The organism is Streptomyces griseofuscus, from assembly GCF_014673495.1.
In the GTDB taxonomy this organism is placed as follows: domain Bacteria; phylum Actinomycetota; class Actinomycetes; order Streptomycetales; family Streptomycetaceae; genus Streptomyces; species Streptomyces murinus.
In genome coordinates, this window is the sequence record NZ_CP051006.1 from 512,861 (window position 1) to 523,569 (window position 10,709).

Annotated in this window: 3 protein-coding genes; all 3 read right to left on the bottom strand. The window is 75.6% G+C overall.

Going from position 1 to position 10,709, the window contains the following annotated elements:
* Window positions 1-69: 69 nt before the first annotated feature.
* The 3 genes from HEP81_RS02410 to HEP81_RS42090 are packed head-to-tail and all read right to left on the bottom strand — an operon-like array spanning window position 70 to window position 10,619.
* Window positions 70-1,875: a non-ribosomal peptide synthetase gene (locus HEP81_RS02410; protein WP_051849900.1), complete on the bottom strand. Its 1,806-nt coding sequence runs from the start codon at window positions 1,873-1,875 to the stop codon at window positions 70-72.
* Between the two features lie 21 nt (window positions 1,876-1,896).
* Window positions 1,897-5,019: a non-ribosomal peptide synthetase gene (locus HEP81_RS02415; protein ID WP_037652019.1), complete on the bottom strand. Its 3,123-nt coding sequence runs from the start codon at window positions 5,017-5,019 to the stop codon at window positions 1,897-1,899.
* Complete coding sequence (locus tag HEP81_RS42090) at window positions 5,016-10,619, bottom strand: type I polyketide synthase (protein WP_037652018.1); 5,604 nt, start codon at window positions 10,617-10,619, stop codon at window positions 5,016-5,018. The genes HEP81_RS02415 and HEP81_RS42090 overlap by 4 nt, the downstream gene beginning before the upstream one ends.
* Between the last annotated feature and the right edge of the window lie 90 nt (window positions 10,620-10,709).

Below are 10,709 nucleotides of genomic sequence, written 5' to 3' on the forward strand. Positions count from 1 at the left end.
TCCGCCGTCGGCCATGTACTCCCGGCGCCGGCCCGGCCCGGCATCCCCCTGACGTGCCCGCAGTCTCCCCTACTTGCCCGCCGTCTCGGTGTCCTCCGCGACGGCGGCGGCGAACTCGGCGACCTCGGAGGCTTCGAAGACCAGGTGCATGGGGACCTGGAGGCCGGTGCGGGCTTCCAGTTCGCGGACGGCGCGGATGGCGCGGAAGGAGTCGCCGCCGAGGGCGAAGAAATCGTCCGTGGGGCCGAGCGGGCCGGCGCCGAGGACCTCGGACCAGATGTCGGCGATCACCGATACGAGGTCGGAGGCGTCCTGGGCGCAGGCGCTGCCGGTGGTCGCCGGGAGGGCTTCCTCGGCGCGGGCCGCGAGCACGGCGTGGTCCAGCTTGCCGTTCGGGGTGAGCGGGAAGTGGTCCAGGGGGATCAGGGCGGCGGGCACCATATGGGAGGGGAGGCGGTCCGCCAGGTGGGTGCTCACCGAGAGCAGTGACAGGTCCGTGCCGTCCTCGTCCAGGACCACGAAGCCGACCAGCCGGGTCTCGGGTCCGGTGCCGTGGGCGATGACGGCCGCCTGGCGTACTCCGGGGGCGGTGCGGATCGTGCCCTCGATCTCGCCGGGTTCGATCCGGAAGCCGCGGATCTTGATCTGGCGGTCGACCCGGCCCAGGTACTCCAGTTGGCCCGGGGTGTGTTCGCGGACCAGGTCGCCGGAGCGGTAGAGCAGGCCGGCGGCGGGGTCGACCGGGTCCTTGACGAAGCGTTCGGCGGTGAGTTCGGGGCGGTTGTGGTAGCCGAGCGAGACGCCGACACCGCCGATGTACAGCTCACCGGGCTCCCCCGGCGCGACCGGCCGCCCCTGCTCGTCCAGCACGCGCAGCGTGGTGTCCTCGATGGCGGAGCCGATCAGGACGGTCGCCGGGTCGGGGTCGCGCGGGCAGACCCAGGCGGTGCAGTACATGGTGCACTCGCTGGGGCCGTAGAGGTTGCTGAGCGTGGCGTCGGAGCGGCTGTGGAAGCGGCGTACCAGCTCCGGGCTCAGCGCCTCGCCGCCGGTCAGGGCCTGGCGCAGGCCGTCGACGCGTTCGCCGGGGCGCAGGGCCAGCAGGAACAGTTCCAGGAGGGAGACGACCCACCACACGGTGGTGACGCGCTGCTCGCGGATGAGGCGCGCCAGGTGCTCGGGGTCGCGCTGGCGGCCGGGGGCGGCGACGACGATGGCGGCGCCGTGCAGGAGCGGCCAGTAGACCTCGACGAGGAACATGTCGAAGGTGCAGGCGGTGTGGTGCAGGACCCGGTCGCCGTCGTCGATCGGGTGGCTGTTCTGGAGGGAGCGCAGCCGGGCGCTGACACCGCGGTGGCTGAGCAGCGAGCCCTTGGGGCGGCCGGTCGAACCGGAGGTGTAGATGATCACCGCGGGGCTGTCGGCGAGGTCCGGGGCGGGGGTGAACTCCCCTTTGGACGCGGGCGCTTCGGCGCATTCCTCGACGGTCAGGACCGCGGTGCCGAGGTCGTCGGGCAGGGTGGCGCGGAGCGCGGCGGAGGTCAGCAGCAGCCGGGGTTCGCTGTCGTCCAGCAGGAACTGGACGCGCTCGCCCGGGTTGGCGGTGTCGATGGCCACATGGGCGCCGCCGGCGAGGACCACGGCGGTGACCGCGATGACGAAGTCCGCGGAGCGCTCCAGCAGCACGGCCACCCGGTCGCCGGGCCGGACCCCGCGCTCGCGCAGCAGGGTCGCGGTGTGTACGGCGCGGTCGCGGACCTCACCGGCGAGGAGGATGTCGTCGCCGTCCACGATCGCCTGGTGCGTGGGGTGGGCGGCCCAGCGGGCGAGCAGGGCGGTGTCGAGGCGGTGGGCCGCGTCGGCGGGCGTTTCCATGGTGTCGGGCACCTTTCCGGGTCAGTTCTCGACGGCCGTGATGCGGGCGATACCGGCCGCGAGTTCGCGCACCGTGGAGTAGTCGAAGAGCAGCTCGACATCGAAGTCGGTACCCAGCGCGGCCTGGATGCGTCCGGCCAGGCGCATGGCGCGCAGCGAGTCGCCGCCCAGGTCGAAGAAGTCGTCGTCGGGCCCCACTTCGGGCAGCGCGAGCACCTCGCGGAACAGGCGGGCGACCAGTTCCTCCAGGTCGTGCGGGGTGGCTGCGGCGTCCGGGGCGGCGGAGCCGGCGGGCTCGTCGGCGGGGACCGTGAGCGCGAGGAGGTCGGTCTTGCCCGCGGGGGTCAGCGGCAGTTCGTCCAGGGTGACGAGGACGTCCGGGATCATGTACGAGGGCAGGCGCAGCCGGAGCCGTTCGCGCAGCCGCTCCGGGGTGACCGGGGTGGCGCGGTCAGCGGGAACGGTCCAGGCGACGAGGCGGTCCTCGCGTACGGCCACCACGGCGGCCGCGATGCCGGGCGCGTCCAGGAGGACCTGTTCGATCTCGCCGGGTTCGATGCGGTAGCCGCGCAGCTTGAGCTGGCGGTCGATCCGGCCGAGGACCTCGACCCGGCCGTCCGGCAGGACCCGGGCGTGGTCGCCGGTGCGGAACATCCGGGAGCCGGGGCTGTAGGGGTCGGGGCCGAACCGTTCGGCGGTGAGGTCGGGCAGGTTCCAGTAGCCCTCGGCGACACCGTCGCCGCCGATGCACAGTTCGCCGACGCAGCCGACGGGCACCAGCGCGCCCTCGCGGTCCAGGACGCGCAGGGTGGTGTTCGAGAGAGGCCGGCCGACGGTGACCCGGGTGGTCTCGGCGTGGATCTCCTCGACGCTGGAGTACACGGTGGTCTCGGTCGGGCCGTACATGTTCCACACGGACTGGCCGCGCTTGGCGAGCGGTTCGGCGAGGTCCGGCGGGAACGCCTCGCCGCAGCTGTACAGCCGGGGCCTGCCCTGGCCCTGCCAGCCGGAGTCGAGCAGGGCACGGTAGCGGGAGGGGGTGGCCTGGAGGGCGGTGATGCCGTGCCGGGTGAGGTAGGCGTCCACGTCGCGGCCGCTGAGCCCGAGGGTGCCGCCGCCGATGTGGACGCTCGCGCCGACGGCGAGCGGTACGAGGAGTTCGGCCAGGGAGGTGTCGAAGGTGAGGGTGGTCAGGGCCAGGAACCGGTCCTCGGGGGTGAGCCCCGGGTGCCGCAGGGCCAGGCTGTCCACCAGGTTGGCGAGCGCGCGGTGGCTGACGGCGACGCCCTTGGGGCGGCCGGTGGAGCCGGAGGTGTGGATGACGTAGGCGAGCCGCTCCGGCGCGCAGCCGGGCAGCGCGGCGGCGGCGGCCGGGTCGGCGGGGGTGAGGGTCTCCTGGGAGAGGTCGAGGACGGTGCCGTCCCAGCCGTCCGGGCGCAGGGCCGCCGTGGCGTCGGTGAGCAGCACGGTGGGGGCCGCGTCGGCGAGGACGTAGGCGATCCGGTCGGCGGGGTGCGCGGGGTCGAGCGGGACGAAGGCGGCACCGGCCCGGGCGATCGCCAGCAGCGCGGTGACGAGGTCGGCGCCCCGGCTCAGGCAGACGGCCACCCGGTCGCCGGTGCTCACACCGTGCTCGACGAGCCGGAGGGCCAACGCCGTGGCCCGGTAGTCCAGTTGACGGTAGCTGTATGTGGCGTCGGGACCGACGACGGCGGGGTGCCCGGGGCGGGTGCGGACCGCGTCGGCGATCAGGTCGGCGAGCAGGGCGCGCGGCGGGGTGCGGTCGAGGTCCGTGCCGTTCCAGCGGTCGCAGAGCAGTGCCCGTATCTCCTCGGGCACGGCGAGGAGTTCGCGCACGGGCCGGCCGGGCCGGTCGGCGAGGCGTTCCAGTACGGCGGTGAACTGGCGCAGCACACCGTTCGCCTCGTCCTCGTCGAACACGGCCGAGTCCACGATCAGTTGGACGTGCAGATCGCCCTGGGCGCGGACCACGAGGGTGGCGCGGTAGTTGGTGCGGGTCTCGTAGCGGACATCGGTGGTGCGCAGCGCGCCGTCGGCGAGGACGGCGGCGGAGGCGTCCGGGTAGTTCTCGAACACCACGACGGTGTCGAAGAGTTGGGCGCCGCGCTCGGTGCCGGCCCAGCGCTGGACGTCGGTCAGCGGGGTGTGCTGGTGCTCCAGGACGGGGTGGCGCGAGGCGGCGTAGCGGGTCAGCCACTCCTCGGCGGGCAGCTCGTGGTCGACGCGGGCGCGCACGGGCACGGTGTTGATGAACATGCCGATCATGGCGTCGGCGCCGGGCAGCGGGGGCCGGCCGGCGACGGTGACGCCGAACACCACGTCGTCACGGCCGCTGTAGCGGGCGACCGTGCCGGCCCAGGCGGCCTCGACCAGGCTCCCGAGGGTGGTCGAGCGGGTCGCGGCGAGGGCGCGCAGCCGGCCGGCGAGCGCGGCGGGCAGGGTGGCGCGGACGGTGCGGAACTCACCGGAGGGCTTCGCGCCGGGCCGGATCCGGGGCAGTGTGAACACGGCGGGTTCGTCGTAGCCGTCGAGGTAGTCGGTCCAGAAGGCCTGGTCCCGTGCGGGGTCCTGGCGGCGCAGCCAGGCGATGTGCTCCCGGAAGGCGGGCGGCGGGGGCGGGGTGTCGGCGTCGGGGCGCGCGAGGCGGGCCGTGACGTCGGCCAGCAGCAGGGCGGCCGACCAGCCGTCGAGGATCATGTGGTGGTACGTCCACACCATCAGGTGTTCGTCGGGGCCGAGCCGCAGGGCGAGCAGCCGCATCAGGGGTGCCCGGGTGAGGTCGAACGGCTCGGCGCGGCGGCGGGCGATCTCCGTGTCCACGGCCCGGTCGCGGTCCGCGCCGTCCAGGCCGGTGAGGTCGCGGACGTCGATCCGGACCTCGGCGCTCGGCAGGACGACCTGGCGGGGGGCGCTGATGCGTTCGTGGACGAAGGCGGTGCGCAGCACGGGGTGCCGGGCGACCGCGGAGCGCCAGGCCGCCGTCAGGGCGTCGAGGTCGAGCGGCCCGAGGAGGCGGAACGTGGTGGTCTCGACGTAGAGGCCGCCGTCCGGGGAGGTGGTGGTGTGGAAGAGCATCCCTTCCTGGGCGGGCGAGAGGGGGTAGATGTCCTCGATGTCGTTCACTGGGTGTCCTCTCCGGACCGGAACAGGTTCATGACCTGGGCCAGGTCCTCGGTGCTGAGGTCCGCGTCCGGGAAGGGATCCGGGTCGGGGGTGGCGGCTTCGGAAGGGGTCGGCGTGTCGGGGGTGGCGCCCGGAACGGGATGGGGCGCGGTGGCCGGGGCCGGATCGGGCGCGGTGAGCCGGGCGGCGAGGGCGCCGGGGGTGGGGTGGGCGAAGATGTCGCCGGGTGAGACCGGCAGCCCGGCGCGGCTCATCTCGTTCGCGATCTGCACGATGGTGAGCGAGTCGGCGCCCAGCTCGAACAGGTTGTCCCGCGCGGCCACTTGGGGCAGGCCGAGCATATGGGCCCAGATCCCGGCGATCCGGGAGGGGATGTCGTCCGGGTCCGGGGTGCTGTCGGAGGCCCCCTGCGGGAGGGACGGCCGGAGGGTCGGGGTGGGGGCGGTGGAGCGGGGCGGGGTGGCTCGGGGTGTGACCAGGACGTGGGCCAGGTGCGGGTTGCCCAGGACGCGTTCGAGGGCGCGGAGACCTTCGTGGGTGGGGATGCCGGAGGTGGGGTGGTCGACGGCGGAGGCGGCGCGCTCCACGGCGGGCCCGGACCGGCCGGACACAGACTGGGCGGACGCGGACGGCGTGGACGCGGGCGGAGTGGACGCGGCGGGACGCAGGACGAAACCCTCGACGGTCACGGTGGGTCGGCCGTCCGGGTCGGTCAGGGTGACGTCGGCCACGAGGGTGTCGTTCTCGGCGGCGGGGTTGCCGGAGCGCAGCACGATCCGGGCGTGTGCCAGTGCCCCGAGGTCCTGATGGAGCGTCAACCGGCGGTATGCGACGGGCAGATGACGACCACCGGCCTGGGCAAGGGCGCCGGTCGCCACGTCCAGCAGTGCGGGGTGCAGCGGATGGGCCTCGGTGTCCTCGTGGCAGCCCTCGGGCAGGCGCAGGGTCAGCAGCAGCTGTGGCTCCTCCGCCGGGCCGCCGGGTACGGCGCGTTCCACGCACGCCCAGCGGGGTCCCGTCTCCAGCAGGCCCCCGGACGCGCGTACCGGCGGCTCGGTGCCGGGGTCGGCGGGCGTGTGCAGGGGCGTGAGGTCGAGGCGCGCCGGGCGCGGGGTGTCGTCGCAGCGGATGCGGCCCTGGGCGTGCGGCCGGGTGGGTGAGGTGGTGGAGCGTACCTCCCAGTCGTGGCCGCCCTCCGGGTGGCGGCGCAGTCGTACGACGACGAGCGGGAGGTCCGCCGCGGGCATGCGCAGGGGGCTGGTGAACACCGCGTCCAGGGTGACGGGCCGGGTACCGGCGGCCTCGGCGGCCGGCAGGAGGCGGTGGGCGGCGACGGCCAGGTCCAGGAGGGCTGTGCCGGGCAGCACCGGGTCACCGGACAGCCGGTGTTCGGCGGCCGGCCAGGCGGTCTGGGGGCCGTGCCGGAGCAGGAGTTCGTGCCAGCCTTCGGCGGTCTCGCGGCGGGCGGCGAACAGCGGGTGGTCCAGCGGTTCGCCCTCGCCTGACGGCCAGTCGAGGGTCGTGTGGCGCACGGCCATGCCCGTCTCGGTCCAGCGGTCCCAGCCGATGGAGACGGCCGTGTCGGTGGTGTGGGCGTACGCGTCGAGGAAGGCGTTGGCCGCGGCGTAGTCCGCCTGGCCGGGGGCCCCGGCGACGGCGAGCACCGAGGAGCACAGCACCAGCAGGGGGCGGTCCGGTGCGGTCAGCCGGTGCAGCAGCACGGTGCCGCGGACCTTCGGTTCCAGGACGCGGGCGATGTCCTCGGGGGCACGCAGGGCGAGGACATTGCCGCCCGGCAGTCCGGCGGCGTGCAGGACGGCGGCGATACGGCCGTGCCGGGCGCGGATCTCGCCCAGGGCGGCGGCGAGGCCCGGTTCGTCGGAGACGTCACACTGGACGACGCAGACCTCGGCGCCCCGTTCGGCCAGGCCGGTCAGCGTCGCGGCGAGGGCGGGCGGGGTGGTGGGCGCGGGGGCGGCGGCCCCGGGGCGGATCACCTGCCAGGCCGGTCCGTCCGGGACCGGTCGGCGGCTCAGCAGGACCAGGGTGCGGCCCGGTCCGGCCAGCCGCTGCGCGACGGCGGCGCCGATGCCGCCCAGGCCACCGGTGATCAGCCAGGTACCGGTGGGGAGTTGGGCCCGCTGCTCGTCCTCGGGGGTGAGGACGGGGCGGGCCGGTTCGGGGGCCAGCCGGGAGCGGCCGCGCAGGGCGACGACGGGCGTGCCGGGGTCGCCGAGGGCGGACAGTTCGGCGATCACGGCCTCGGCGGCGCGGGTGAGGCCGGGGCCCGTGCGGGGGAAGTGATCGAGGTCGAGGACGCGTACCGTGCTGCCGGGCAGCTCCTGGGGCAGGACGCGGGCGGGGCCGGTGGCCGCGGCGGCCTGGGGGGTGCGGGGCCGCTGCCCGCCCACGGCGAGGGCCTCCTCGCTGACCAGCAGCAGCCGCGGCGGACGGCCCGGGAACTCCTCGCCCAGGGCCCGGACGAGCGCGGCGGGGACGGTCACGGCCCGCAGCGCGGAGCGTGCCATGTCGTCGGCGCTCGCGTCGTCGGCATGGCGCTCGTCCACGGCCCAGCAGGACAGTACGGCGTCGGGCGCGGCGTCGGCGGCCGCGAGGGCGGCGGCCAGGGCGCGGAACGCCTCGGGGTCGTCCGGGTCGATCCGGTGCCCGTCGCCCTCGGCTTCCGGCGCGCACCCGGGGTCGCCGGGCACCACCCGGTGGACGCGGGCGCCGGCGCGGGTGAGGCGCCCGGCGACCTCGTCGGCGAGGCCGGAGCGGTCGGCGAGGAGCAGGACCGTGCCGGGTACGGATGCCGGGGCGGGCGGCAGGGTCGGTGACCAGGTGAGGGTGTGCAGCCAGTCGTCCAGCCGGGCGGGAGCGGGCTCCGGTCGCGGCGGGGCGGCGGGCGGGGCCGCCGGGGCGGTGGTCGGCTCGAACCAGTGGCGGGTCCGGGCGAACGGGTATGTCGGCAGCGGGATCCGGCGGCGCCCGGTCCGCTCACCCAGCGCCGACCAGTCGAGGCCCGCTCCGCGCTCCCACAGCCGGGCCACGGCGGTGAGGCGGGCCGGGGTCTCGTCGCCGGGGCGGCCGAGGCCCGGCAGGGCGGTCCGGTGGGGGCCGAGGGTGCGGCGGGCGAAGCCGGTGAGCGCGGTGCCGGGCCCGGCCTCCAGCAGGACGGCGCCGTCGGGCAGGGCGCGCAGGGCGTCGGCGAAGCGGACCGGTTCCCGCAGTTGCCGGGCCCAGTAGCGCGGTGACATCGCCTCCTCGGCGCTGAGGGGGCGCCCGGTCAGGGAGGAGACGAGGGGGACGGCCGGCGGTCGCATCGGCGTGGCGGCGACCAGCGCGGCGAAGTCGTCCAGCAGGGCGTCGGCGTGCCGGGTGTGGAAGGCGTGCCGCACGGACAGCGGCCGGGCCGTCGCGCCCGCCTCGGCGAGCAGTTCGGCCAGCCGGGCGATCGCGGCGGGCGTCCCGGCCGCGACGCAGCGGTCGGGCGCGTTGACGGCGGCGATCTCGGGCGCGGCCCCGGCGTCCTCCTTCCAGTCGGCGAGGAGGGCGCGCAGATCCGCCTCGGGCAGCGGTACGGCGAGCATGGCGCCCTCGGGCATGGTGCCCATCAACGCGCCGCGCCGGGCGACGAGTCGGGCGGCGTCGGGCAGCGTGAACACCCCGGCGGCGCAGGCCGCGGCGAGTTCGCCGACGCTGTGCCCGGCCAGTGCGACCGGCCGCAGTCCGAGCGCGGTCCACCACTCGGTCAGCGCGTGTCCGACGGCGAACAGGGCGGGCTGTGCCACCTCGGTGCGCGCGAGTCCTTCCCGTTGCGCGGGGTCGAGCAGGATGTCGCGCAGCGGGGCGTCGGTCCAGGGCCGCAGGGCGTCCAGACAGCGGTCGAGGGCGGCGCGGAAGACGGGCTCGTGGGCGTACGGTTCGGCGGCCATGCCGGGGCTTCCGGCGCCCTGGCCGGGGTAGAGCAGCGCCACCCCGGGGAAGGTGTCCGCCGCGCGGACGGCCGCACCGGTCAGGGCCGAGTCGAAGGCATCCGTCGTACGACCGCTCCCCTGGCCGGGCCCGGTCACGACCGCCCGCCGCCACGGGTGGGGCTCACGGCCCGTCTGCACGGTGTGGGCGGCGTCGGCAAGGTCCGGGGCGTCGGGGCCGGTCAGCGCCTCGTGGAAGTGTTCGGTGAGCCGGTCCAGGGCCTCCGGGGCGCGGGCCGACAGGGGAAGGAGCTGCCAACTGCCCCGGTCGGCAGGGCGCGAGGCGGGGCGGGCGGCGGGCGGGGCGTCCTGGAGGATCACATGCGCGTTGGTGCCGCCGATGCCGAAGGAGCTGACGCCCGCCGTGCGGGTGCCGTCCGCGCCGGGCCAGGGCTCGGGGGCGGTGAGGACGCGGAAGCGCCGCGCGTCCAGGTCCTGGCTCGGGTTCTCGAAGTGCGCGGTGGGCAGCAACGTGCGGTGGTGCAGGGCGAGTACGGTCTTGACGAGTGCGGCCATGCCGGCGCAGGTGTCCAGGTGCCCCACGTTGGACTTGACCGCGCCGAGCACCCGGCGTTCGTCCGGGGCGTTCGCGAACACCCGGTTCAGGGCGGTGAGTTCGATGCGGTCGCCCAGGGCGGTGCCGGTGCCGTGCGCCTCGACGCAGGAGATGTCGGCGGGTTCGACCCCGGCGACGGCCTGCGCCGCCGTGATGACCCGGACCTGACCGTCCAGGCCGGGGGCGGTGAAGCCGACCTTGCGGTCGCCGTCGTTGGTGAGCGCGGAGCCGAGCAGTACGGCCCGTACCGTGTCGCCGTCCCGTACGGCGTCCGCGAGCCGCTTGAGGACGACGACGCCGACCCCGCTGCCGAACACCGTGCCGGTCGCGGCCGCGTCGAAGGGACGGCAGTGGCCGTCGGCCGACAGGATGCCGCCCTCGGTGTGCACATAGCCGAGCCCCTGGGCGACGCCCGCGGACACCGCGCCCGCGAGCGCGAGGTCGCACTCGCCGCTGAGCAGCGCCTCCCCGGCGAGGTGCACCGCCACCAGCGCGGAGGAGCAGGCGGTCTGCACGCTCAGGCTCGGACCGGTCAGACCGAGCCGGTACGACGTCTGCGTGGCCAGATAGTCCTTGTCGCCACCGGCCAGCCACTGCACATCGGCGCGATGTCCGAGCTGGGCGGCGTGCGGCAGCAGATGGTGGGTCAGATACGAGTTGAAGCCGGCCGACGCGTAGACCGCGACGTCGCCCGCCATGTTCCGGGTGCGCTGTCCGGCGTCCTCCAGGGCGGTCACCGCGCACTGGAGGAACAGGCGCTGCTGGGGGTCCATCAGCGCGGCGTCGGCGGGGGTGATGCCGAAGTAGTCGGCGTCGAACTCGTCGATGCCCTCCAGCACTCCCCCGGCCGGCACGAACCGGGGGTCCGCGAGGCGTTCGGCGGACACGCCGAGGGCGGCCAGCTCGCCGTGGTCGCGGAAGGTGATGCTGTCGCGGCCGGCCAGCAGGTTGTCCCAGAAGGCCGTGGCGTCGGGCGCGCCGGGGAACCGGCAGGCGAGCCCGGTCACGGCGATCGCGTCCGGCAGGTCCGCCGAGGTGTCGGGACCGTACCCGGTGTCCTGACTGGTCATCGAAGTCTTTCTCCTATCGGGGCGGTACGGGCCGCGGGGCACGGCGGTGCGGGGCCGCGGGTGGCGGCCCGCGCGGGCGGGAGGGCAATG

Bases quoted from the DNA above. Each gene is read 5' to 3' on its own strand.
- HEP81_RS02410 (WP_051849900.1), bottom strand. From the start codon at position 1,875: ATGGAAACGCCCGCCGACGCGGCCCACCGCCTCGACACCGCCCTGCTC.
- HEP81_RS42090 (WP_037652018.1), bottom strand. From the start codon at position 10,619: ATGACCAGTCAGGACACCGGGTACGGTCCCGACACCTCGGCGGACCTG.